Genomic DNA, 23,011 nt, shown 5'->3' with positions numbered 1-23,011 from the left:
CGGGTCAGCCCTCTTCGGCCGGGCCGTAGGCGCCGCCGAGGCGGTACCCGACGCCGCGGACGGTCTCGATCAGCGCGGGCCTGCCCAGTTTGGTCCGCAGGGTGGCGACGTGAACGTCGAGCGAGCGGCTCTCGGCGGGACCGCGATGGCCCCAGACCTCGTTCAGCACGTGATCGCGCGCGCAGACCGCGCCGCGGGCGGTGACCACCAGCGCGAGCACCTGGAACTCCTTGCGGGACAACGAAACCGGCTGCCCGTCGACGTGGACCTCATGCCGCCCGATATCGACGGAGACATCACCCGCCTGAATGACTCCGGCGGCCTCGGGCGCGGCCGGGCGCTCTCCGCGCCGTCGCCGTACGGCCTCGACGCGGGCGACGAGTTCGTCGACGTCGTAGGGCTTCACCAGGTAGTCGTCGGCGCCGGACCGCAGGCCCTGGATCCGGTCGTCGACCTCGCCCCGCGCCGAAACGACGATCACCGCGACATCGCTGACCGCGCGGATCCGGCGGCACAGGACGATCCCGTCGATGTCGGGAAGCCCCAGGTCGAGCAGCACGACGTCGACCTCGTGCACCGCGTCGAGCACCCCGGCTCCCGAAGCGAGGCGTTTGATCGTCAGGCCACGCCGGGTCAGCGCGGGCGTCAGGGCACCCGCGACCCGGTCGTCGTCCTCCACCAGCAGTACCCGCACCCGTGTTGTCCCTTTCACGCCGTCCCTGCGCCGCAACGACTGAAGAACGACTCTATGGGGTGAGTCACCCTTCGCGCTGCCCGCACCGCTCGTCCGTTCGGAGCAGTGAGCCCGCCACCGCATGCGGCATTGGTCACGATGCGTCACAGATCTTGTGTGACCCCGGTTACGGGAGACCCTCACCTTGTCTAGGCTGATCAGCGCCGGACGGGCGTGGATCGAGGCCGTCCGGTGGCTTGAGAACGATACGGACTTGAAACCCTAAGTATTGGTCAAGCCGCCTTTACAACCGGTCCGACGGGAGTAGGTTTCCGCCATCGCGTGGTGCCTGACCCCGCAGTCCCCTGCAAACGAACGCTCCTGGAGGCCAGATGACCGCGGAGGTGGCGGCGCCGATGATCAAGGCGGCCGCCGTGAACAAGTACTTCGGCGACCTGCACGTGCTCAAGGAGATCAACCTCGAGGTGCCGCGTGGGCAGGTCGTGGTCGTGCTCGGGCCGTCCGGATCTGGCAAGTCGACGCTGTGCCGGGCGATCAACCGCCTGGAGCCCATCAACTCCGGTGAGATCGCGGTGGACGGCGTTCCGCTGCCCGCCGAAGGAAAGGCGCTGGCCGCGCTGCGCGCCGACGTCGGCATGGTGTTCCAGTCGTTCAACCTGTTCGCGCACAAGACGATCGTCGAGAACGTGATGCTCGCGCCGATCAAGGTCCGCAAGGTCGGCTCGGGCGAGGCCCGCAAGACCGCGATGGACCTGCTGGAGCGCGTCGGCATCGCCAACCAGGCCGACAAGTACCCGGCACAGCTTTCCGGCGGGCAGCAGCAGCGGGTGGCGATCGCCCGCGCGCTGGCCATGCGCCCCAAGGTGATGCTGTTCGACGAGCCGACCTCGGCACTGGACCCGGAGATGGTCCAGGAGGTCCTCGACGTGATGACCACGCTCGCGAAGGACGGGATGACGATGCTCGTCGTCACCCACGAGATGGGCTTCGCCCGGCGCGCGGCGAACCGGGTGGTGTTCATGTCCGACGGCGAGATCGTCGAGGACTCCACCCCGGACGAGTTCTTCACGAAGCCGAAGACGGACCGCGCCAAGGATTTCCTCGGCAAGATCCTGACCCACTAAGGACTTCCCCGCCGGCCGGTCAGGCTGGACAAGATTCGGAAGGAAACTGAGAAGAATGCGGTTGAACCGAGTTCTGCGAATGAGCGCGGCCGTCGTGGCGGCCGGCCTCGCCCTCACCGCCTGTGGTGGCGGCGGGTCGGACGCCGGCAGCGGCTCCAGCGGCGCCAAGAACCTGGTGGCGAAGGCCAAGAACGACAAGAAGCTGACCATCGGCATCAAGTTCGACCAGCCGGGTCTGGGCCAGAAGCAGGCCGACGGCACCTACGCCGGTTTCGACGTCGACGTGGCGAAGTACATCGCCAAGGAGCTCGGCGTCGAAGAGTCGGCGATCACCTGGAAGGAAGCGCAGTCCGCGCAGCGCGAGGACCTGATCAAGAAGGGTGAGGTCGACTTCATCGTCGCCACCTACTCGATCACCGACAAGCGCAAGAACGAGGTCTCGTTCGCGGGCCCGTACTTCATCGCCCACCAGGACCTGCTGGTCCAGGCGGACAACACCGACATCACCGGCCCCGAGTCGCTGACCGGCAACAAGAAGCTCTGCTCGGTCAAGGGTTCGACCCCGGCGCAGAACGTCAAGGACAAGTACGCCAAGGAAGTTCAGCTGCAGGAAGTCGGCAAGTACACCGACTGCGTCACCTCGCTGCTCAACAAGACCGTCGACGCGATGACCACCGACGACGTGATCCTCGCCGGCTACGCCGCGCAGCAGCCCGGCAAGCTGAAGCTGGTCGGCAAGGGCTTCACCGACGAGAAGTACGGCGTCGGCCTGAAGAAGGACGACACCGAGAGCGTCACCGCGATCAACAACGCGATCAAGAAGATGCAGCAGGACGGCGCGTGGAAGGCCGCTCTGGAGAAGAACGTCGGCCCGTCGGGCTACAAGATCCCCGAGCCCCCGGCCATCTCCTGAAACCCGGCTCGCTGAGCCGCTGAACTAAAAGGAATCGAACGGTGCGCCGTGTACCGCGGCGCACCGTTCCCATACCGAGGCTGGGTTGAGCACCTTGTTCGATTTCCTCGACAATCCCGATTACGACTTGCTCGGCGCCTTCTGGATGACGATCAAGCTCACCTTCTTCTCCGCGATCGGTTCCCTGATCTGGGGGACGATCCTGGTGGGGATGCGGGTGAGTCCCGTTCCGATCATGCGGGCGTTCGGCACCGCCTACGTCAACATCTTCCGGAACACCCCGCTGACGGTGATCATCGTCTTCACGTCGCTGGGCTTGTCCTCCACCCTGGGGCTCAACCTGGCTTCGAAGGATTCGACGACGTCGTTGGAGGACAACTTCTTCCGGCTCGCGATCCTCGGTTTCGTCGCCTACACCGCGACGTTCGTCTGTGAATCGCTGCGGTCGGGGATCAACACCGTCCCCGTCGGCCAGGCGGAGGCGGCCCGTGCGCTGGGTCTCGGCTTCTTCCAGGTGCTGACGCTGATCGTGCTGCCGCAGGCGTTCCGATCGGTGATCGCGCCGCTGACCAACGTGATGATCGCCCTGTTGAAGAACACCACGGTCGCGTCGGTCATCGGTGTGGCCGAAGCGGCGCTGCTGATGTCGGCGATGGTGGAGAACGAGTCCGACGCGCTTCTGACGGTCTTCTTCGTCTTCGCCGCCGGGTTCGTCATCCTGGTCCTCCCCCTCGGCCTCCTGCTGGGCTGGGTCGCCAAGAAGGTCGAGGTCAAGCGATGAGCACACAGGCTGTCCTTTACGACGCCCCCGGCCCGAAGGCACGGGCCCGGAACTGGCTCTACAGCGTTCTTTTCGTGCTCGTCCTGGCACTGGTCGTCTACTACGTCTACGTGGGCTTCGACGAGAAGGGCCAGTGGGCCGGAGCGCTCTGGAAGCCTTTTATCGAGGGTTCGACGTGGACCCAGTTCCTGCTTCCGGGTCTGCTCAACACCCTGAAGGCGGCCGGGCTGTCGATCGTGATCGCCCTGCCGATCGGGGCGCTGCTGGGCATCGGCCGGCTTTCGGACCACAAGTGGATCCGGGTCCCGGTCGCCGCCATCGTCGAGTTCTTCCGGGCGATCCCGGTGCTCCTGCTGATGGTGTTCGCGGCAGCGTTCTACTCCTTCTACACCGACATCGACGCGGAGATCCGTCCGCTGTTCGCCGCGGTCACCGGTCTGGTGCTCTACAACGGTTCGGTTCTGGCCGAGGTGTTCCGCGCGGGCATCCTGGCGCTCCCGAAGGGCCAGGCCGAGGCATCGTCCGCGCTGGGCCTGCGCAAGACCCAGACGATGATCAACGTCCTGCTGCCGCAGGCGGTCACCCTGATGCTGCCCGCGCTGGTGAGCCAGCTGGTCGTCATCCTCAAGGACACCGCGCTGGCCGGTCAGCTGACGATCAACTTCGACGAGCTGATCCGCGCTTCGGGACCGCTCACCGGTCTCTACGGCAACACGATCCCGTCGCTGATCGTGGTCGCGATCATCTTCATCGTGCTGAACCTGCTCCTGACGCAGCTCGCGAGCTGGTTGGAGAACAAGCTGGCACGGCGGAAGAAGGCCCCCAAGGGCGCCAAGCCGTTGCACGACGCGCCGGCGTCGGTCGTCGACGCGACCGACTTCAACACCGGTCGCGCAACGTAGCTCTCTGCAAGTACAGGAAGGCCCCCTTCCTTGCGTCAGACGCAAGGAAGGGGGCCTTCCTGTACTTCAGGGATAGGGCCTCTTGGTCCTGTCGGGAGGGTGACACCGTCGGCTAGCGTCGGCGTTATGGCGGACCAGGCCGCGACGCTGCTCGAAGCGCTGCCGGACCTGGCGGGCAGGTCGGTCCTGGTCGTCGGGTGCGGTGATGGCCGCTATCCGCGGCTGTTCCGCGGCAAGGGCGCGCGCCGCGTGGTCGGGGTCGACGCGGACCAGGTGCTGATCGCGGTCGCGCAACGCGAAGAGGAACGGGATCCGATCGGGATCTCCTACGAGGTCCATCAGCCGGCCCGGTTGCCGGTGATGGGGTCCTTCGACATCGTCGTCGCGTTCGTGGACGCTCCCGACCATCTAGGCCGGATCGCCGCCAGCCTCACTACCGGCGGACTGCTCGTGGTGGTCGCCACGAACGGTCTTTCCCTGGAAGAAGGCCTGCGGGACAAGGGTTTCCAGGACATCGTGCTGCATCGCGACGAGCACGGCGACGTGCACAGCGCGCGTAAGACGTCCTGAGTCGCGCACCCTGGTGTCGAGCCAGGCTGGCCGGGGCTATGAATCCCGGCCGGTCGCCGGACCGTGCGCGTCTGGCGGTGTGGACCACACGGACCCCACACCGCCGCACCGGACGACGGAACAGGTTTCCCCGCCGTGCCGGGGCGTAGCGCGTATGGGAGTCGAACCCATGCCACCGGGGTGAAAACCCGGTATCCGTACCGCTGGACCAACGCGCCTTGGCCTGGAACACGGTCCGGCACACACTGCGCACCGGACCGCTTCGTTCCAGAAGTAAAGGGTTCACCGAGAAGAGCGCATAACGAAAAAGCCGCCCGGTTCGGTTTCCCGAAGGGCGGCTCCACCTATGCGGCGTCGTGTCAGGACGACGGCGGGGAGCCGTGCTTCTCTTCCATACCAAGGGGCATGGCGTAACAGTGTCGCGTCATGTGTCCTCCCTCGGTGGTGTGCGGTAAGTGTGCAACGGGTAGACGAGTGGGCGCAAACGGTTTAAAGCCTCGTGAGTGGTAAGGACGGTTAGAACCGCCCTTACCACTCACGAGGCTCTACTTGTCCCGCTTGAACAGCTTGTTCCCCAGCCACACGATGGGGTCGTACTTCCGGTCCGCGACGCGTTCCTTCATCGGGATCAGTGCGTTGTCGGTGATGTGGATGCCCTCCGGGCATACGTCCGAGCAGCACTTGGTGATGTTGCAGTAGCCGAGCCCGTGCTCCTCCTGCGCCTCGTCCCGCCGGTCGGCGACGTCGAGGGGGTGCATTTCGAGTTCGGCGATGCGCATCAGATACCGGGGCCCGGCGAAGGACTCCTTGTTCTCCTCGTGGTCACGCACCACGTGGCAGGTGTTCTGGCACAGGAAGCACTCGATGCACTTCCGGAACTCCTGCGAGCGCTCGACGTCGACCTGCTGCATCCGGTACTCCCCCGGCTTCAGGTCCGGGGGCGGGGTGAACGACGGGATCTCGCGTGCCTTGGTGTAGTTGAACGACACGTCGGTCACCAGGTCGCGGATCACCGGGAACGTCCGCATGGGCGTCACGGTGATGACCTCGTCCTCGGTGAAGGTCGACATCCGCGTCATGCACAGCAGCCGCGGTTTGCCGTTGATCTCCGCCGAACACGAGCCGCATTTGCCCGCCTTGCAGTTCCACCGCACCGCGAGATCCGAGGCCTGCGTGGCCTGCAGACGATGGATGATGTCGAGGACGACCTCACCCTCGTTGACCTCGATGGTGTAGTCCTTCAGCTCACCGGAGTCCGCGTCGCCGCGCCAGACCCGGAAACTCGCCTTGTAGCTCATGCCTGACTCCCGGGGTGCGACGTCAGTTCTTCGTCGGTGTAGTACTTCCCCAGTTCGGACAGCTCGAACAGTTCCAGCAGGTCCTGCCGCAACGGAGTCTGAGCCTTGACCTCGATGCCGATCTCCGGCACCACCGGGTTGTCGCCGGCGGCGGCCGAGCAGACCAGGAGTTTGTTACGCCACTGGGCGTCCATGCCCGGGTGGTCGTCGCGCGTGTGCCCGCCCCGGCTCTCGGTCCGCAGCAGCGCGGCCCGCGCCACGCATTCGCTGACCATCAGCATGTTCCGCAGGTCGACGGCGAGGTGCCAGCCGGGGTTGAACTGCCGGTGCCCTTCGACGGTCACGCGCAGGATCCGCTCCCGGAGTTCGCCGAGCTTCACCAGTGCCTTCTCGATCTCCTCCGATTTGCGGATGATGCCGACGAGGTCGTTCATCGACTGCTGCAGTTCGGTGTGCAGGCTGTACGGGTTCTCCTCGACACCGTTCTCCGGCGGGTCGAACGGCGCGAGCGCCATCTTCGCGGCAGCGTCCACATCGGACTGACTGACCTTGGGGCGGTCCTGCAGTTCCGACACGTAGGACGCGGCGCCGAGCCCCGCCCGGCGGCCGAAGACGAGCAGATCCGAAAGCGAGTTCCCGCCGAGCCGGTTCGAACCGTGCATCCCGCCCGAGCATTCACCGGCGGCGAACAGCCCCGGCACGCTCGACGACGCGGTGTCCGGATCGACCTCGATCCCGCCCATCACGTAGTGACAGGTCGGGCCGACCTCCATCGGCTCCTTGGTGATGTCGACGTCGGCGAGTTCCTTGAACTGGTGGTACATCGACGGCAGCCGTTTGCGGATCTCCTCCGCGGGCAGCCTGCTGGCGATGTCGAGGAAGACTCCGCCGTGCGGCGATCCCCGGCCAGCCTTGACCTCGGAGTTGATCGCGCGCGCGACCTCGTCCCGGGGCAGCAGGTCCGGGGTGCGCCGGTTCTTCTCCTGGTCGGTGTACCAGCGGTCGGCCTCTTCCTCGCTGTCCGCGTACTGCCCCTTGAACACCTCGGGGATGTACTCGAACATGAACCGCTTGTCCTCGGTGTTCTTGAGAACCCCGCCGTCACCGCGAACGCCTTCGGTGACCAGGATCCCCTTCACACTCGGCGGCCAGACCATGCCGGTGGGGTGGAACTGGACGAACTCCATGTTGATGAGGTTCGCCCCGGCCCGCAACGCCAGCGCGTGCCCGTCACCGGTGTACTCCCACGAGTTCGAGGTGACCTTGAAGGACTTCCCGATGCCGCCGGTCGCGAGCACCACCGCGGGCGTCTCGAACAGGATGAACCGGCCGCTCTCACGCCAATAGCCGAAGGCGCCGGAGATCCGGCCGTCCTCGGTGAGCAGTTCGGTGATCGTGCACTCGGCGAAGACCTTGATCCGCGCCTCGTAGTCGCCGGTCTCCTTGAAGTCCTCTTGTTGCAGCGAAACGATTTTCTGCTGCATCGTGCGGATCAGTTCGAGTCCGGTGCGGTCACCGACGTGCGCCAGCCGCGGGTACGTGTGCCCGCCGAAGTTGCGCTGGCTGATCCGGCCGTCCTTCGTGCGGTCGAACAGCGCGCCGTAGGTCTCCAGTTCCCAGACCCGGTCCGGCGCCTCCCTCGCGTGGAGCTCGGCCATGCGCCAGTTGTTGAGGAACTTGCCGCCACGCATGGTGTCGCGGAAGTGGACCTGCCAGTTGTCGTTGGAGTTCGCGTTGCCCATCGACGCCGCGCAGCCGCCTTCGGCCATCACCGTATGCGCCTTGCCGAACAGCGATTTGCACACCACCGCGACGCTGAAGCCGCGTTCGCGCGCCTCGATGACCGCGCGGAGACCGGCACCGCCGGCACCGATCACCACCACGTCGTAGTTGAGCCGTTCGACCTCGGTCATAGAAAGAGCCACCTCGAAGCTTGTCGCCGGGGACGGGAGATTCCCGCGCCGCTAGTTGATGAACCGCAGATCCGAAATCGCGCCGCTGGCCACGAGCATCACGTAGAGGTCGGTCAGCACCAGCGTGCCGAGCGTCGTCCACGCCAGCGCCATATGGCGGGTGTTGAGCTTCGTGATCTGGGTCCAGATCCAGTAGCGGACCGGATGTCGGGAGAAATGCTTGAGCCTGCCGCCGGTCACGTGCCGGCACGAGTGGCACGACAACGTGTAGGCCCACAACAGGACCACGTTGCCGAGCAGCACGATGTTGCCGAGCCCGAAGCCGAAACCGCCGCCCTCGCCGTGGAACGCGGTGATCGCGTCGTAGGTGTTGATCAGCGAGACGACCACGGCCACGTAGAAGAAGTAGCGGTGGACGTTCTGGATGATCAGCGGCAGCCGGGTCTCACCGGTGTACTTCTTGTGCGGTTCGGCCACCGCGCACGCGGGCGGCGAGAACCAGACCGCGCGGTAGTAGGCCTTGCGGTAGTAGTAGCAGGTCAGCCGGAAGCCCAGCAGGAACGGCAGGACGAGGAAGCCGAGCGGGATGAACCCCGGCAGTTCGCCGAACCAGGCCCCGAAATGCCGGGAGCCCTCGACGCAGGATTCCGAGACGCACGGCGAATAGAACGGCGTCAGGTAGTGGTACTCGGGCACCCAGTACGCGGTGCGCACGAAGGCCCTGATCGTCGCGTAGATGATGAAGGTGGAGAGACCGAGGACGGTCAGCAGCGGGGAGAGCCACCACCGGTCGGTGCGCAGCGTTCGTTCGGCGATCCGGGCCCGCGCGGGTGCGTGGACCCCCGTACCCCGTCCGGCCTCGTTGCCGGCGGGGGCGCTCACCGCTGGTCGCGCTTGTAGCCGCCGACGCCTTCGTCATCGGCGCCGTGCCAGAGCGCCGGGTCGTAGGGCGTGTCGGGCACCTGGACGCGATCGGCCGCCTTCGCCTGCGCGGGCACCGCGTTCGGCGTCGTGTCGAGGTCCGTCGCGTCGATGTCGAGCCGCTCGACGTCGTTCGCCAGGCGTCGTACCGCCGAGGCGTCGCCGTATCGGGACCGCAGCGCGCCGACGCACTGCCTCAGCTGACCGATGGCTCGCCGAAGCTCGGCGATCTCTGTGGTGGACATCGGTACCTCCCGATGGTCGGTTCGGTTGGCCGCTTGAGCCTGAGAGGACAAGCGATCCTCGCCGTCTCGACTCTGCCGCGCGTTGTGCAATGTGACAAGTAGCACAGTAGAACCTAGGGGCGTGACGGAGGTCACGCGAGTCGATCTTCTGTATCGATTTTGATTCGCGCTTTCCCCCGAGGTACTGTGGCCACTGTCACGACCCAGCGACGTCAGCGTTGCCGTCCCGCGGACCACCACGACCAGTGATCCGGAGCCGGACAATGAGCACCGCCCCGAACGTCCACCCCATCATCGCCGAAGTCACCGAACGCATCGCCGCCCGCAGCGCCGAGACCCGCACCGCGTACCTCGAGCGCGTGGCCGCCGCCCACGAAGAAGGACCGGTCCGGCGAGGACTCGACTGCAGCAACCTCGCCCACGGATTCGCCGCGATGGACGGTGTCGACAAAGCGGCACTGCGCGCCGCGCGGGCGCCGGGCGTCGCGATCGTCTCGTCCTACAACGACATGCTTTCGGCGCACCAGCCGATGCAGGAGTACCCCGCGATGCTGAAGGGGTCCGTGCGCCAGGCGGGCGGGGTGGCCCAGTTCGCCGGCGGGGTGCCCGCGATGTGCGACGGCGTCACCCAGGGCCGTCCGGGCATGGAGCTCTCGCTGTTCAGCCGCGAGGTCATCGCGATGTCGACCGCGATCGCGCTGTCGCACGACATGTTCGACGCGGCCCTGTTGCTCGGCGTCTGCGACAAGATCGTGCCCGGCCTGCTGATCGGCGCGCTGTCCTTCGGGCATCTCCCGGCGATCCTCGTCCCCGCCGGGCCGATGAACTCGGGTCTGCCGAACAAGGAGAAGGCGCGCGTACGCCAGCTGTACGCCGAAGGCAAGGCGTCCCGCGAGGACCTCCTGGACGCCGAAGCGGCTTCGTACCACTCGGCGGGTACATGCACCTTCTACGGCACGGCCAACTCGAACCAGATGGTCGTCGAGGTGATGGGCCTGCACCTGCCGGGCGCCAGCTTCGTGCAGCCGAACTCACCGCTGCGGAAGGCACTCACCGAAGAGGCCGGACGTCGCGTGGTGACGCTTTCGCGGGGCGAGGAGTACACGCCGGTGTCGCGGGTGATCGACGAGAAGGCGGTCGTCAACGGCGTCATCGCGCTGCTCGCCACGGGCGGCTCGACCAACCACACGATGCACCTCGTCGCGATCGCGGCGGCCGCGGGCATCCAGCTGACCTGGGACGACTTCTCCGACCTGTCGTCGGTGATCCCGCTGCTGGCGCGTGTGTACCCGAACGGAAGCGCGGACATCAACCACTTCCACGCCGCCGGGGGCATCCAGTTCCTGGTCGGCACGCTGCTCGACGCGGGCCTGCTGCACGAAGACGTCCGGACCGTCGCCGGGCCGGGACTGCAGCGGTACCGGCAGGAGCCGATCCTGTCCGAGGGCGAGCTCGTCTGGCGCGACGTCCCGACGCACAGCCTCGACGAGGACGTCCTGCGCCCGGCGTGGCGGCCGTTCGCCGCCGACGGCGGACTGCGGATGGTCGCGGGCAACCTCGGCCGCGCGGTGATCAAGGTGTCCGCGGTGGCGCCCGAACACCGGATCGTCCAGGCCCCCGCGCGGGTGTTCACCGACCAGAAGTCGTTCAAGGACGCCTTCGAGGCAGGCGAACTGGACCGCGACGTCGTCGTGGTCCTCCGCCAGCAGGGTCCGCAGGCCAACGGGATGCCGGAACTGCACGGCCTCACCCCGGCGCTCGGGGTGCTGATGGACCGCGGGCACCAGGTGGCGCTGCTCACGGACGGCCGGATGTCCGGCGCCTCGGGCAAGATCCCCGCGGCGATCCAGGTGACCCCGGAAGCCGCTGTGGGCGGCCCGATAGCGCGTATCGCCGACGGCGACGTCGTCCGCCTCGACGCGAGGGCCGGGACCCTGGACGTCTTCGTGGGTGACGAAGAACTCGCCCGCCGTGAACTGGTGGACTCCCCGCCTTCGGAGGCATCCTGGACCGGCACCGGCCGGGAGCTGTTCGCGGCGCTGCGCCGCGCGGTCGGCCCCGCCGATCAGGGCGCGAGCGTGTTCGGACCGCTCACGCCGGAACACTTCGGCGCTCCGGCGCACACGTTGACCCCTGTGGAGGTAACCCAGTGACCACCGGCGCCGACCTGCTCGGCCTGTCCCCCGTGATGCCCGTCGTCGTGCTCGACGACGTCGCCGACGCGGTCCCCACCGCGCGGGCGCTGCTCGCGGGCGGGATCGGCGTGATCGAGCTGACCCTGCGCACCCCGGCGGCACTCGCCTCGATCGAGCGGATCGCCGCGGAGGTCCCGGAGATCGTCATCGGCGCCGGGACGGTCACCGCACCGGAGCACGCCAAGCAGGCCGCCGACGCCGGGGCGAAGTTCCTGGTGACCCCGGGCTGCACCGACTCGGTCCTCGACGCGGCGTTCGACACCGGGCTCCCGTTCCTGCCGGGCGCGAGCACGGTGTCCGAGGCGATGCGGCTGGCCGAACGCGGACTGACCGCGCTGAAGTTCTTCCCCGCCGAGGCCAGCGGCGGCGTGGCCTACCTGAAGTCGATCGGCGGGCCACTGCCCGGGCTGCGGTTCTGCCCGACCGGCGGCATCACCGTGAAGACCGCGCCGGACTACCTCGCACTGTCCACTGTGGGCTGCATCGGCGGTTCGTGGCTGACGCCGAAGGACGCGTTGGCGGCCAAGGACTTCGGGAAGATCGAGGCGCTGGCAGCCGAGGCCTCGAAACTCTGAAGTCGTACCGTGAAGGCCATCCCGCGCCGGGGTGGCCTTCACGCTTTCAGAGCGGTAACTGGTACTGGATGAACCCCCGGTTGACCGCGACCTGGTCGTACAGGCGGCGCGCGGTCGCGTTGGATTCCTTGGTGTGCCAGTAAACCCGTTCACAGCCACGGGCCCGTGCCCAGTCGGCGACCGCTTCGATCAGCGCTCGCGCGACGCCTTTGCCCCGGGCTTCCGGTGCGGTGAACAGATCCTGCAGATAACAGACGTCGGTGAGCGCGGAAGTGCTGGGGTGTAAGAGAAAGTGCACGATCCCGACCAGCTCGCCGTCCACCCGGGCGCCGAGCGCGTGCATCCGCTCCCCCTCCCGGAATTCACGCCAGGCACGGTCGTAGACCTCTTGGGGCGAAACCCGTTCGTAGAAGGCGATGTAGGCGCGGAACAGGTTTTCCCAGGCTTCGCGGTCTTCTGGTTCGAGTGGGGCGATGGTGATCATGGTGTGTCCCTCCAGTGATCACCCGAGCCTAGGGATTCCTTGCCGCGCTAGGAGTGGCCACTTGCGCGGTAAAGCGCACTACCACTCACGCGCCCCCACCACGGCCGCCTTGATGTCGCGAAGGCAGGTGTTGCGAAAGCCACTTTCGCAACGTTGAATGTTGCGAAAGTGGCTTTCGCAACACCTGCCTTTTGACGTACCGCTGAGCCGAAGGCCAACGGCGGCCGCTCACAGGTCAGCTCACGGCCTGCTTCACCAAAGCGGCGATGCGCGTCTCCACCGCGGTGGTCATCTCGACCAGGGCGAAAGCGGTCGCCGACATCGCACCGTCGTCCAACTTGGCCTCCTCGTTGAAGCCGAGCGTGGCGTATCTCGTCTTGAATTTGGCCGCTGCCTGGAAGAAGCAGACGATCTTGCCATCGAGCGCGTAAGCGGGCTGGCCGTACCAGAGCTTCGGCGCGAGCATCGGGGCGTTGGTCTTCACGATGGCGTGGACACGCTCGGCCAGCACGCGGTCGGCGTCGGACATCTCGGCGATCTTCGTGACCACGTCCTGTTCGGCGGCCGCCGCCTTGTCTGCGCTCGCCCCGCGCCGAGCCGCCTTCTTCATGTCCTGGGCGTGTTCCTTCATCGCGGCCTTCTCTTCGGCCGAGAATCCTTCGTAAGTGGTGGTGCTCATGGCGTTTTCTCCTTGGTAGGCGGCGGGCGGGGGCATCCGGTAGCGGCACATCAGGACTGGGCGGCGAGAGCCGAGGTCTCCCAGGCGAAGCCGTCCGGGTCGGTGAACGGCGCGGCGGGGCCGCTGACCGCGATCCGGTGCGATCCGGTGCCCTCGGGGGCGACGCCGGCGTCCTTGGCCAGGGCCTTGCGCCGGTACAGCGCCAGCTTGACGGGGCTCGTCCCGGATTCGAACTCGACGTACATGCGGCCGAAGCTCTTGCCCACGGTGAGGCCGTGCTCGACGTAGAACTTCTTGCTCGCGGCCACGTCGGCGACGCCCAGCAGGAGCACGATGTCGTCGAACTCGCGGGTGGCCGGGCCGGTGTTCTTCTTCGCCGAGGTGGCGATCTTCCAGAGCGCGCCGTCCGGGGCCTGGACGACACCGCCGTAGCCCCACATGGATTTCGCGACGGGCTTGATCACTGTGGCACCGGCGGCGAGCGCGGCTTCGATCAGGGCGTCGACGTTGGCGGGCTGCGACACCGTGAGGGAAAGGGTGTAGCCGCGGAAGCCGGTGCTCGGCTCCTGAGAGGCCCGCAGGTTCAGCTGGGAGTCGAGGCCGAAGGCGTTGGTGTAGAAGGTTTCGGCGGCCGCGGTGTCGGTGACTTCGAGGGTGATGGCGTCGATGAAGTTCATGCCGGTAACGCTATTTCCCGGCGGGCTCCTGGTGCTTCTTGATTCCTGATCGGTCACATCGGCGCTGGTCAGGAGGCTTTCGCGGACAGCAAAACACCGACCGGCGGGCAGGTGGCCCGCTCGGCCGGTGAGCAGCTCAGATCAAGGAAGCCAGGGTGAAGAACGGCTCGGTGGAGGACGGCTCAGTCGAGACCGGCGTCGTCCGGGAGCACCGATTCGGCGCCGAACTCGCGAAGTTCGTCGCGGATCACGGTGTAGGCCAGCCCCTGGGGATAGCCCTTGCGGGCGAGGACGCCCAGCAGGCGGCGGATCGCCGTCTGCTCGTCGACGTTGCCCAGGGAGCGCATGCGCTTCCGTACCAGCTCACGGGCGCGCTGCTCCTCTGCCTCTCGGTCCACCTCGTCGGCGGCCTGGACGGCGATATCCCCATCTATTCCTTTGCGTTTGAGTTCGGCCACGAGGGCGTTCCGTGACAGACCCATGGTGGCATGACGGGAACGAACCCACATCTCGGCGAACTCGGCGTCGTTGACGAGCCCTGCCTGGTCCAGCTTACCGAGCAGGGTCTCCGTCGTCTCCTCGTCGAAGCCCTTGCGTTTCAGGGCCTGGCGGAGTTCCTCCGCGGAGCGCGGGCGCGCGGCCAGGAGATCGAAGCAGATCTCCTTGGCCTTCTTCCTCCGCTCGTCCGGCGGCAGCTCCGCCGGATCCACCTTGGGCGCTCGCAAACCCGGCCTCCTTAGAAGTCGACGGGCGCCGGGGCGGCTTCGGCGTCGACGACGGCGCCGATACCGAGCTTCTCCTTGATGCGCTTCTCGATCTCGTTGGCGATGTCCGGGTTGTCCAGCAGGAACTTGCGGGCGTTCTCCTTGCCCTGACCCAGCTGGTCGCCCTCGTAGGTGTACCAGGCGCCGGACTTGCGCAGGATGCCCTGGTCGACACCCATGTCGATCAACGAACCCTCGCGGGAGACGCCCTTGCCGTAGAGGATGTCGAACTCGGCCTGCTTGAAGGGCGGCGCGACCTTGTTCTTCACGACCTTGACGCGGGTGCGGTTACCGACGGGCTCGCCGCCGTCCTTCAGCGTCTCGATCCGGCGGACGTCCAGACGGACCGACGCGTAGAACTTCAGCGCCTTACCACCGGTCGTGGTCTCCGGGGAGCCGAACATGACGCCGATCTTCTCGCGCAGCTGGTTGATGAAGATCGCGGTGGTGCCGGAATTGCTCATCGCACCGGTCATCTTCCGCAGCGCCTGGCTCATCAGCCGGGCCTGGAGACCGACGTGGCTGTCGCCCATTTCGCCCTCGATCTCGGCGCGCGGCACGAGCGCGGCGACCGAGTCGATGACCAGGATGTCGAGCGCGCCGGAGCGGATCAGCATGTCCGCGATCTCGAGCGCCTGCTCACCGGTGTCCGGCTGGGAGACCAGCAGCGCGTCGGTGTCGACGCCGAGCTTCTTGGCGTACTCCGGGTCCAGCGCGTGCTCCGCGTCGATGAACGCGGCGATGCCGCCGTTCTTCTGCGCGTTGGCGACCGCGTGCAGCGCGACGGTGGTCTTACCGGAGGACTCCGGACCGTAGATCTCGATGACCCGGCCGCGGGGCAGGCCACCGATCCCGAGCGCGACGTCGAGCGCGATGGCGCCGGTGGGGATGACGGCGATCGGGGCACGGCCCTCTTCGCCGAGGCGCATGACCGAGCCCTTGCCGTACTGCTTGTCGATCTGGGCCAACGCCAGTTCGAGCGCCTTGTCCTTGTCGGGTGCTGCTGGTGCCATGGAGTCCACCTCGTTGGTTGAGCCGGTAGGGCTTGTTTCAGTTCTGAGCTGTCGGGTCCGACGCTACGGGCGACCACCGACAATTCCAGGCCTCGCGCCCAAGCTGTGGATCGCTGACCCCGTTGTGGACAACACCATAGACGAACGTGTGTTCGAGGCCGTGGCCGACACGCCGTTGCGCTAGGATTCTTGCCCTTTCGCCGAGGTCAGCGCCGTTCCGGCGGGATCTCGAAGGCGTCGCAGACGGCCCGCCAGACGTCCTTGGCCGAGGTTCCCGAGTCCAGTGCCTGTTCGACGGTCCGGCCCCCGAGCTCGCCGAAGACGTGATCCCTGGAAAGGGTTTCCGCACGTCCGGGACCGAATTCGTCGGCCATCAGCCGTCGGAAGACCGTGATACGCATCGGGAGAAGTCTAGACCGGGCTCCGGGCCGAAACGCGTGAAGGCCTCCTTCACTACCGTCAGAGTAGGGAAGGAGGCCTTCACGGACCGGACCCGCGATCAGCCGGAGCGCCTCTCACGACCCCGGGACTCACTCGCCCGGCTGGACGCTCTTCTCGAAGTAATCGGCCAGCTCGCCCGGTGTCGGGGTCTGTCCTTCGGCCGGGACCTGGTAGATGAAGCCGACCAGCGGCCGGTCGGTCACGGTGAACACCAGCACCGCCGCGTTCTGCCCGGCGGCCGAGGAGTACTGGCCTTCGAGCGCGTTGCCGACCCACTTGGCCTCGGTGCGGTCGCCGCCGGCGGAGGTGAGCAGGCCGTCGGTGTAGGACTTGAGCTTCTCCGGGGAGTCGCTCTGCAGGTAGGTCACCTGGGTCCCGGCACGGCCGGGCGCGGAGCAGGTCGAGGTCACGCCGAGGCTCTCCGCGGGTTTGGCGGGCCCGTTGCCCATCCCGGGTTTGCAGTCGCCGGTGTCGGCGATCTTCCCGGCGAGCTGGCGGAGGCAGCCGGTGAGGCCCTTGTCGTCGGCCGCGCTCGGCGTCTTGCATTCGTCGGCCGTGTAGGTGGTCGTCGACGACGAGGTCAGGAAGTACACGAGACCGGCGGCGATGAGCACGACGACGGCCGCGATCGCGCCGATGACGAGCGGCTTCTTCTTGCCCGCCTTGGCGTTGTCGCCGGCTTCGCCACCTGCCAGGGAGTACGTCGGAAAGTTCGTCGGCGCGGGCTGCTGCACCTGCTGCGGGCCGCTGTTCGGGTAGCCGGTCTGCGGGAAACCGCCGGACTGACCGGGTCCGGCGCCCTGGTAGCCGGGGATCGACGCCACCTGCTGGGGCGGAGGCGCGTACGGGCCCGAAGCGCCGGGGCCGACCTGGTGCGCGCCGGTACCGGCCGCGACCTGCCCTTCGACACCCTGCGTACGCGAGCTGATGCCGTCGGAGGCGACGTGCTGCGCGCCGAGCGCGACCGCGGTCTCGGGCTGGTCGAGGCTGCCCGGGACGACGCCGAGCTTCTCCGCGATCAGGCTGCCGACCAGCGGGAGCCGGCTCGAACCACCGACGAGGTAGATACCGGCGAGACGGTCCGGGGTCATCCCGGCCGAGCGGACCACTCGCGACATGAGCTCGACACTGCGCAGCATCGACGGCCGCACCAGCGCCTCGAGTTCGCCGCGCGTGACGAGGACGTCTTCGAACGGCTCCGGCATCGGAACCTCGGTTTGCGGGTGCCGCGAAAGGGCCTCCTTCGCCGCCTTCACATCCTCCTGCAGCGCGCGGCGCGTACGCCGGTCCGGAGTGGACTCGGGCCGCAGAACACGCTGCCAGCGCTGAGGATCCTTATGCGAGACCTCGCGGCCGACATGCACCAGGAGCGCCTGGTCGACGTCGAGACCGCCGAGGTCGGGAAGACCGTCTTCGGCGACGACGGTGAAGCCGCCGTTCGGGGTCGCGCCGACGATGGCGACGTCGAAGGTGCCGGCACCGAGGTCGTACACGGCGAGCGCCTGGCCGGGCGCGAGGGTCTTGCCGGGGAACGACGCGAAATGCGCCGCCGCGGCGACCGGCTCGGGCACCAGCACCAGGTTGCCGCCCATCCCGGCGAGGCGGGCGGCGGACAGCAGCACGGTGCGGCGCGTCTGGCCCCACTGCGCGGGGTGGGTGAGCCGGACCTCGTCGGGCAGTTCGCCGCCGAGCTGGCGGGTGGTCTCGTCGAGGACGCGGCGCAGGATCGCGGCCAGCACCTCGGTGACCGGGATGACGTCGGTGCCGAGCAGCAGCGTCTGCTCGTCGATGCGGCGTTTGGGGTTGGGCTCGAAGCGGGTCGGGTCGAGGCGGGCGCGGCGTTCGGCGTCGCGGCCGACCATGATCGTGCCGTCCTCGGTGGCGAACACGGCCGACGGCATGTTGGCCGAACCGTCGACCTCGACCACCCGAGGCGGCCGCCCGTGCGCCGACAACACGGCCACGGTGTTGGACGTCCCGAGGTCCACCGACAGGATCCGCACAGCTCTTCCCCTTCACATGACGACGGCGGCCGCCCCAGTGCCGATCCGGCCGCGCTGGCCGTGATGCTCCCACGAGCGCGGTCACCGTACGTGCGGACCCGCCAAACTCGTCCGATCCGGGTGACGGATACCGCAGGTCACGGACCTCGGGGCGAAACTGTCGGTGGTCCGGCGCACTATGGACGGCGTGGCAGACGTACTCGACCTCTTCTCCCCCGCGACCAGGGACTGGTTCGCCGGGGCCTTCGCCGCGCCCACCCGCGCGCAGGAAGGGGCATGGCGTGCCGCGTACGCGAGGGAGAACGCGCTGGTCGTGGCGCCGACGGGGTCCGGTAAGACACTGTCGGCGTTCCTCTGGGCGCTGGACAGGCTGTCGGTGGAGCCTCCGCCCGCCGAGGCCCGGAAACGCTGCCGTGTCCTCTATGTCTCGCCGCTGAAGGCGCTGGCGGTCGACGTCCAGCGCAACCTGAGGGCTCCCCTGGCCGGGATCTCCCAGGCGTCACGGCGGCTGGGGCTGCCGGTGCCGGACATCGGCGTCGGCATGCGCACCGGCGACACCACGGCCGCCGAGCGGCGCTCCTTCGGCAAGACGCCGCCGGATGTCCTGGTCACGACGCCGGAGTCGCTCTTCCTCATCCTCACCTCTTCCGCACGCGACTCGCTGCGCGGCGTGGAGACGGTGATCATCGACGAGGTCCACGCCGTCGCGGGTGGTAAACGCGGCGCGCACCTCGCGCTGTCGCTCGAACGGCTCGACGCTCTCTTGGAGAAGCCCGCTCAGCGGATCGGGCTGTCGGCAACGGTCCGGCCGATCGACGAGGTCGCGTCGTTCCTGGCGGGTGGCAGGCCGGTCACCATCGTCCAGCCGAAGCTCGCGAAGACGATCGAGGTCCGCGTCGAGGTCCCTGTCGAGGACATGTCCAACCTCGACGGACCTCAGGGGCCGAAGCAGAACGAAGACCTCGACGCCGGCCTCGCGCGACTGCCCGGCTCGCTGGACGAGATCGACGGCGTACCGCGAAGGCCGTCGATCTGGCCCGCCGTAGAGGAACGGGTACTGGAACTGATCCAGGCGCACCGGTCGACGATCGTGTTCGCCAACTCGCGGCGGCTCACCGAACGGATGACGGCGCGGCTCAACGAACTCGTCGCGGAGCAGACCGAACTCGAGCCGGAGCACCACTTCCCGGCCGAGGCGATCGGGCAGTCCGGGCTCACCACGGGCGCGGCGCCGGTGATCGCACGGGCGCACCACGGTTCGATGTCGCGCGAGCAGCGCACCCACGTCGAAGAAGAACTGAAGTCCGGGCGGCTGGCGTGTGTCGTGGCGACGTCGTCGCTGGAACTGGGCATCGACATGGGCGCGGTCGACCTCGTCGTGCAGATCGAAGCACCGCCGACGGTCGCTTCGGGACTGCAGCGGGTCGGCCGGGCCGGGCACCAGGTCGGCGCCGTTTCGAGCGGGGTGATGTTCCCGAAGTTCCGCGGCGACCTCGTCTCGTGCGCGGTGGTCGCGGAGCGGATGGCGTCCGGGGCGATCGAAGCCGTGCGCTACCCGCGCAATCCGCTGGACGTGCTCGCCCAGCAGATCGTGGCGATGGTGGCGCTCGAATCGTGGACGGTCGACGAGGTGGCGGCCCTCGTCCGCCGCGCGGCGCCGTTCGCGTCCCTGCCGGACGACGCGCTGATGGCGGTGCTCGACATGCTCGCCGGCCGGTATCCGAGCGAGGAGTTCGGCGAACTGCGCGCCCGGATCACCTGGGACAGGGTCAGCGGCGAACTGCACGGCCGTCCGGGTTCGCAGCGGCTGGCGGTGACCTCCGGCGGCACGATCCCCGACCGGGGTCTGTTCACCGTGATGACGCCGGGCGCCGACGACAAACCCGGGTCGCGCGTGGGTGAACTCGACGAAGAGATGGTCTACGAGTCCCGCGTCGGCGACACGATCCTGCTCGGCACCTCCTCTTGGCGGGTCACCGACATCACCCACGACCGCGTGATCGTGGTGCCCGCGCCGGGCGAGCCGGCGCGGATGCCGTTCTGGAAGGGCGACGCCCCCGGTCGTCCATTGGAACTGGGGCGGGCGCTGGGCGCGTTCGTCCGCGAACTGTCCACTTCGGACCCCGCGGCGGCGCGGGAACGCGCGGCCGTCGCCGGGCTGGACGCGTACGCGTGCGACAACCTGCTGGGGTATCTGGAAGAGCAGAAGTCGGCCACGCGGCACGTCCCGAACGACAGGACCGTGCTGCTGGAACGGTTCCGCGACGAACTGGGCGATTGGCGGGTCATCCTGCATTCCCCGTTCGGCGCCCAGGTGAACGCGCCGTGGGCGCTCGCGATCGCGGCCCGGCTGCGGGAGAACCGCGGGGTCGACGCGCAGGTGGCGCATTCCGACGACGGCATCGTGCTGCGGCTCCCCGAGGCTCTGGACGCCGAAGGTGCCGAGGTCACCATCGGCGTCGACGACGTGCTGCTCGATCCGGAGGAGGTCGAGCAGCTGATCGTCGCCGAGGTCGGCGGCTCGGCGGTGTTCGCCGCGCGGTTCCGGGAATGCGCGGCACGGTCGCTGCTGCTCCCCCGCCGTGACCCGCGCCGCCGTACGCCGCTGTGGCAGCAACGGCAACGCGCGTCGCAGCTGCTTTCGGTCGCGGCCAAGTACGAGCGGTTCCCTGTCGTGCTGGAGGCGATGCGGGAAGTCCTGCAGGACGTGTACGACGTCGGCGGGCTGCGCGAACTGATGGCCGACGTCCGGTCGCGGAAGGTCAAGCTGGTCGAGGTCGAGACGCCGTCGGCGTCGCCGTTCGCGCGCAGCCTGCTGTTCGGGTACGTCGGGATGTTCCTGTACGAGACCGACGCCCCGCTCGCGGAACGGCGCGCGGCGGCGCTCGCACTGGATTCGACACTGCTGGCCGAACTGCTCGGCACCGAGGCCATCCGGGAACTCCTGGACGCCGAGGTCGTCGCCGAAGTCGAACGCTCGTTGCAGCGGCTCGATCCCGACAGGCATGCCCGCAACGCCGAAGAGGCCGCGGATCTGTTGCGGTTCCTCGGAGATCTCTCGATCGAGGAGGCCGCCGCGCGCGGCATCCAGCGGGAATGGCTGGAGGAACTGGAATCGGCGCGGCGGGTGATCCGGGTCCGTATCGGCGGGGGCGAGCGGTTCATCGCCATCGAGGACGCGGGCCGGGTACGGGACGCGCTGGGCACCGCGCTGCCGGTCGGCGTACCGGAGGCGTTCACCGAACCGGTCGAGGATCCCGTCGGCGACCTGTTGTCCCGCTACTCTCGCAGCCGCGGCCCGTTCAGCGCCCGCCAGGCCGCGGAACGGTTCGGGCTGGGGACGGCCGTCGTCACCGGCGTCTTGGACAGGCTGACCTCGCAGGGACGGCTGGTCCGGGGCGAACTGAGCCCGGTCGGGCATCCGGAAACGCACGGTGTCGGCACCGAGTTCTGCGACGCGTCGGTGCTGCGCAGGCTCCGGCGGGCGTCGCTGGCCCGGCTACGGGCCGAGGTCGAGCCGGTGGAACCGGCGGCACTGGGCCGGTTCCTGCCGTCGTGGCACGGCATCGGCGCGCGCGTGCGGTCGGCGCCGACCGCGGACGACGTGCTGTCCGTGGTCGAGCAACTGGCGGGGGCGCCGCTGCCGGCGAGCGCGGTCGAGTCGCTGATTTTGCCGAGCAGGCTGCCCGGCTACACACCCTCACTGCTGGACGAACTGACCACGGCGGGCGAGGTCACCTGGTGCGGCTGCGGTTCGCTGTCGGGTGGGGACGGCTGGCTGGCGCTGGCACCCACCGACGTCGCCGATCTGCTGCTGCCCGATCTCGACGACGATCTGCCCTCCGGCCCGCTCCACGAGGCCATCCTGTCCACTTTGGAGGGTGGAGCGCAGTTCTTCCGCCAGCTCGTGGACCGGGCTTCGCCGTTGGTCGAGACCCCGCCGAACGACGGCGAAGTCGTTGCCGCGCTGTGGGATCTGGTCTGGGCCGGACTGGTCACCGGGGACACGCTGGGGCCGCTGCGGGCGCAGGTGTCCGGTTCGGGCGCGGCGCACAAACCCCGGCGTCAGGCGCCCCGCGGGCGCTACGCCCGGTTGCGGGCCGGGCGGCCGGCGATGCCGTCGCGGACCGGGCCGCCCACGGTGGCAGGTCGCTGGGCGCTGACTCCGGGGCGCGAAGCGGATCCGACCCGGCGTGCGCTCGCGCGGACCGAGGCGTTCCTGGAACGCCACGGCGTGCTCACGCGGGGAGCGCTCGACACCGAACGCGTGACGGGCGGCTTTTCCGGGATCTACAAGGTTTTGCGCGGGATGGAGGATTCCGGTCAGGTCGTCCGGGGTTACGTCGTCGAGGGGCTCGGCGCCGCACAGTTCGCGGCGAAGGGCGCCGTCGACAGGCTTCGCGCGCAGTCCGGGAACCAGCGCACCACCAAGGAGGGTGCGGTCGTGCTCGCCGCCGCCGACCCGGCGCAGCCCTACGGCGCCGCGCTGCCGTGGCCTGCCGCGACAGGCGACACGAAGCACCGTCCGGCAAGGAAAGCGGGTGCGCTCGCGGTACTCGTCGACGGTGTCCCGGCGATGTACGTCGAACGCGGCGGCCGGTCGCTGCTGAGTTTCACCGACGATCAGGAAGCCTTGCGGTCGGCCGCGCGGGCGCTGTCCACGGCGGTCCGGGAAGGCTGGCTGGGCCAGCTCGCGGTGCAGAAGGCCGACGGTGAGGTGGCGCTCACCTCGGAGCTCTCGGCGGTGCTCCAGGAGGCGGGATTCCGGGCGACCCCGAAGGGCCTGCGGCTGCGGGCCTAGACTTGGGCCCCAGACCTG

General features: G+C 68.3%; 20 protein-coding genes and 1 tRNA gene. 8 read left to right on the top strand and 13 right to left on the bottom strand.

Going from position 1 to position 23,011, the window contains the following annotated elements; genetic code table 11:
* Nucleotides 1–4 precede the first annotated feature (4 nt).
* Complete coding sequence (locus H5J31_RS04090; RefSeq protein WP_181771078.1) at nt 5–694, bottom strand: response regulator transcription factor; 690 nt, start codon at nt 692–694, stop codon at nt 5–7.
* A 395-nt stretch (nt 695–1,089) separates the two neighbouring features.
* Here H5J31_RS04090 and H5J31_RS04085 point away from each other — a divergent pair, with 395 nt between their 5' ends.
* The 5 genes from H5J31_RS04085 to H5J31_RS04065 all read left to right on the top strand — a co-directional run bounded on the left by H5J31_RS04085 (nt 1,090) and on the right by H5J31_RS04065 (nt 4,984).
* Entirely contained in the window at nt 1,090–1,818 is a 729-nt protein-coding gene (locus H5J31_RS04085) for an amino acid ABC transporter ATP-binding protein (protein WP_181771195.1), read from the top strand.
* A 55-nt stretch (nt 1,819–1,873) separates the two neighbouring features.
* Entirely contained in the window at nt 1,874–2,731 is an 858-nt protein-coding gene (locus H5J31_RS04080; RefSeq protein WP_181771077.1) for a glutamate ABC transporter substrate-binding protein, read from the top strand.
* A gap of 85 nt (nt 2,732–2,816) precedes the next feature.
* Nucleotides 2,817–3,512: an amino acid ABC transporter permease gene (locus H5J31_RS04075; protein WP_207897401.1), complete on the top strand. Its 696-nt coding sequence runs from the start codon at nt 2,817–2,819 to the stop codon at nt 3,510–3,512.
* The gene (locus tag H5J31_RS04070) at nt 3,509–4,414 is read left to right on the top strand and encodes an amino acid ABC transporter permease (protein ID WP_181771076.1); all 906 of its coding nucleotides are present in this window, start codon (nt 3,509–3,511) and stop codon (nt 4,412–4,414) included. The genes H5J31_RS04075 and H5J31_RS04070 overlap by 4 nt, the downstream gene beginning before the upstream one ends.
* Nucleotides 4,415–4,540: 126 nt before the next feature.
* Entirely contained in the window at nt 4,541–4,984 is a 444-nt protein-coding gene (locus H5J31_RS04065) for a class I SAM-dependent methyltransferase (RefSeq protein ID WP_181771075.1), read from the top strand.
* Between the two features lie 146 nt (nt 4,985–5,130).
* Here the strand turns inward: H5J31_RS04065 and H5J31_RS04060 are convergent.
* The 5 genes from H5J31_RS04060 to H5J31_RS04040 form a co-directional block, all read right to left on the bottom strand.
* Nucleotides 5,131–5,202: transfer RNA gene (locus tag H5J31_RS04060), tRNA-Glu, on the bottom strand.
* A gap of 327 nt (nt 5,203–5,529) precedes the next feature.
* Nucleotides 5,530–6,282: a succinate dehydrogenase/fumarate reductase iron-sulfur subunit gene (locus H5J31_RS04055; RefSeq protein WP_181771074.1), complete on the bottom strand. Its 753-nt coding sequence runs from the start codon at nt 6,280–6,282 to the stop codon at nt 5,530–5,532.
* Nucleotides 6,279–8,195 carry a fumarate reductase/succinate dehydrogenase flavoprotein subunit gene (locus H5J31_RS04050; RefSeq protein ID WP_181771073.1) on the bottom strand — a complete coding sequence of 639 codons (1,917 nt, stop codon included), beginning with the start codon at nt 8,193–8,195 and terminating at the stop codon, nt 6,279–6,281. Before H5J31_RS04050 ends, H5J31_RS04055 begins: the two co-directional genes overlap by 4 nt.
* 51 nt (nt 8,196–8,246) lie before the next feature.
* Nucleotides 8,247–9,077: a hypothetical protein gene (locus tag H5J31_RS04045; protein ID WP_181771072.1), complete on the bottom strand. Its 831-nt coding sequence runs from the start codon at nt 9,075–9,077 to the stop codon at nt 8,247–8,249.
* Nucleotides 9,074–9,361 (bottom strand): hypothetical protein, encoded by a 288-nt coding sequence (locus H5J31_RS04040; protein WP_005164726.1) that lies wholly within the window; start codon nt 9,359–9,361, stop codon nt 9,074–9,076. The genes H5J31_RS04045 and H5J31_RS04040 overlap by 4 nt, the downstream gene beginning before the upstream one ends.
* Before the next feature lie 263 nt (nt 9,362–9,624).
* Between H5J31_RS04040 and edd the strand changes: the two genes are divergently transcribed.
* The gene (gene edd / locus H5J31_RS04035) at nt 9,625–11,514 is read left to right on the top strand and encodes a phosphogluconate dehydratase (RefSeq protein ID WP_181771071.1); all 1,890 of its coding nucleotides are present in this window, start codon (nt 9,625–9,627) and stop codon (nt 11,512–11,514) included.
* Nucleotides 11,511–12,131: a bifunctional 4-hydroxy-2-oxoglutarate aldolase/2-dehydro-3-deoxy-phosphogluconate aldolase gene (eda, locus tag H5J31_RS04030; RefSeq protein WP_181771070.1), complete on the top strand. Its 621-nt coding sequence runs from the start codon at nt 11,511–11,513 to the stop codon at nt 12,129–12,131. The genes edd and eda overlap by 4 nt, the downstream gene beginning before the upstream one ends.
* Before the next feature lie 46 nt (nt 12,132–12,177).
* On the opposite strand, the gene H5J31_RS04025 is transcribed toward eda, so the two are convergent.
* From H5J31_RS04025 to H5J31_RS03995, 7 genes are all read right to left on the bottom strand, one after another.
* A complete protein-coding gene (locus H5J31_RS04025; protein WP_181771069.1) occupies nt 12,178–12,615 on the bottom strand; it encodes a GNAT family N-acetyltransferase in 438 nt (145 codons plus the stop codon).
* A 235-nt stretch (nt 12,616–12,850) separates the two neighbouring features.
* Nucleotides 12,851–13,294: an iron chaperone gene (locus tag H5J31_RS04020; protein WP_181771068.1), complete on the bottom strand. Its 444-nt coding sequence runs from the start codon at nt 13,292–13,294 to the stop codon at nt 12,851–12,853.
* A gap of 50 nt (nt 13,295–13,344) precedes the next feature.
* Entirely contained in the window at nt 13,345–13,971 is a 627-nt protein-coding gene (locus H5J31_RS04015; RefSeq protein WP_181771067.1) for a VOC family protein, read from the bottom strand.
* A 182-nt stretch (nt 13,972–14,153) separates the two neighbouring features.
* On the bottom strand, nt 14,154–14,681 hold the full coding sequence (locus tag H5J31_RS04010) for a regulatory protein RecX (protein WP_181771193.1): 528 nt from the start codon (nt 14,679–14,681) through the stop codon (nt 14,154–14,156).
* A gap of 26 nt (nt 14,682–14,707) precedes the next feature.
* The gene (recA, locus tag H5J31_RS04005) at nt 14,708–15,748 is read right to left on the bottom strand and encodes a recombinase RecA (RefSeq protein WP_181771066.1); all 1,041 of its coding nucleotides are present in this window, start codon (nt 15,746–15,748) and stop codon (nt 14,708–14,710) included.
* Nucleotides 15,749–15,954: 206 nt separating this feature from the next.
* On the bottom strand, nt 15,955–16,149 hold the full coding sequence (locus H5J31_RS04000) for a DUF3046 domain-containing protein (RefSeq protein ID WP_181771065.1): 195 nt from the start codon (nt 16,147–16,149) through the stop codon (nt 15,955–15,957).
* A 129-nt stretch (nt 16,150–16,278) separates the two neighbouring features.
* Nucleotides 16,279–18,192, bottom strand: coding sequence for an Hsp70 family protein (locus H5J31_RS03995; RefSeq protein WP_181771064.1), 1,914 nt, complete (start codon nt 18,190–18,192; stop codon nt 16,279–16,281).
* Between the two features lie 178 nt (nt 18,193–18,370).
* On the opposite strand from H5J31_RS03995, the gene H5J31_RS03990 reads away from it, so the two are divergent.
* On the top strand, nt 18,371–22,993 hold the full coding sequence (locus tag H5J31_RS03990) for an ATP-dependent helicase (RefSeq protein ID WP_181771063.1): 4,623 nt from the start codon (nt 18,371–18,373) through the stop codon (nt 22,991–22,993).
* Nucleotides 22,994–23,011: the final 18 nt, after the last annotated feature.

The sequence above is a fragment of the Amycolatopsis pittospori genome, from assembly GCF_013870525.1.
Lineage (GTDB): Bacteria > Actinomycetota > Actinomycetes > Mycobacteriales > Pseudonocardiaceae > Amycolatopsis > Amycolatopsis pittospori.
This window is presented reverse-complemented; position numbering and strand designations above follow the sequence as displayed.

Coding starts and splice junctions, on each gene's coding strand:
- H5J31_RS04085 (WP_181771195.1), top strand. CDS start 1,090: ATGATCAAGGCGGCCGCCGTGAACAAGTACTTCGGCGACCTGCACGTG.
- H5J31_RS04080 (WP_181771077.1), top strand. CDS start 1,874: ATGCGGTTGAACCGAGTTCTGCGAATGAGCGCGGCCGTCGTGGCGGCC.
- H5J31_RS04070 (WP_181771076.1), top strand. CDS start 3,509: ATGAGCACACAGGCTGTCCTTTACGACGCCCCCGGCCCGAAGGCACGG.
- H5J31_RS04065 (WP_181771075.1), top strand. CDS start 4,541: ATGGCGGACCAGGCCGCGACGCTGCTCGAAGCGCTGCCGGACCTGGCG.
- H5J31_RS04055 (WP_181771074.1), bottom strand. CDS start 6,282: ATGAGCTACAAGGCGAGTTTCCGGGTCTGGCGCGGCGACGCGGACTCC.
- H5J31_RS04050 (WP_181771073.1), bottom strand. CDS start 8,195: ATGACCGAGGTCGAACGGCTCAACTACGACGTGGTGGTGATCGGTGCC.
- H5J31_RS04040 (WP_005164726.1), bottom strand. CDS start 9,361: ATGTCCACCACAGAGATCGCCGAGCTTCGGCGAGCCATCGGTCAGCTG.
- edd (WP_181771071.1), top strand. CDS start 9,625: ATGAGCACCGCCCCGAACGTCCACCCCATCATCGCCGAAGTCACCGAA.
- H5J31_RS04025 (WP_181771069.1), bottom strand. CDS start 12,615: ATGATCACCATCGCCCCACTCGAACCAGAAGACCGCGAAGCCTGGGAA.
- H5J31_RS04020 (WP_181771068.1), bottom strand. CDS start 13,294: ATGAGCACCACCACTTACGAAGGATTCTCGGCCGAAGAGAAGGCCGCG.
- H5J31_RS04015 (WP_181771067.1), bottom strand. CDS start 13,971: ATGAACTTCATCGACGCCATCACCCTCGAAGTCACCGACACCGCGGCC.
- recA (WP_181771066.1), bottom strand. CDS start 15,748: ATGGCACCAGCAGCACCCGACAAGGACAAGGCGCTCGAACTGGCGTTG.
- H5J31_RS04000 (WP_181771065.1), bottom strand. CDS start 16,149: ATGCGTATCACGGTCTTCCGACGGCTGATGGCCGACGAATTCGGTCCC.
- H5J31_RS03990 (WP_181771063.1), top strand. CDS start 18,371: ATGGACGGCGTGGCAGACGTACTCGACCTCTTCTCCCCCGCGACCAGG.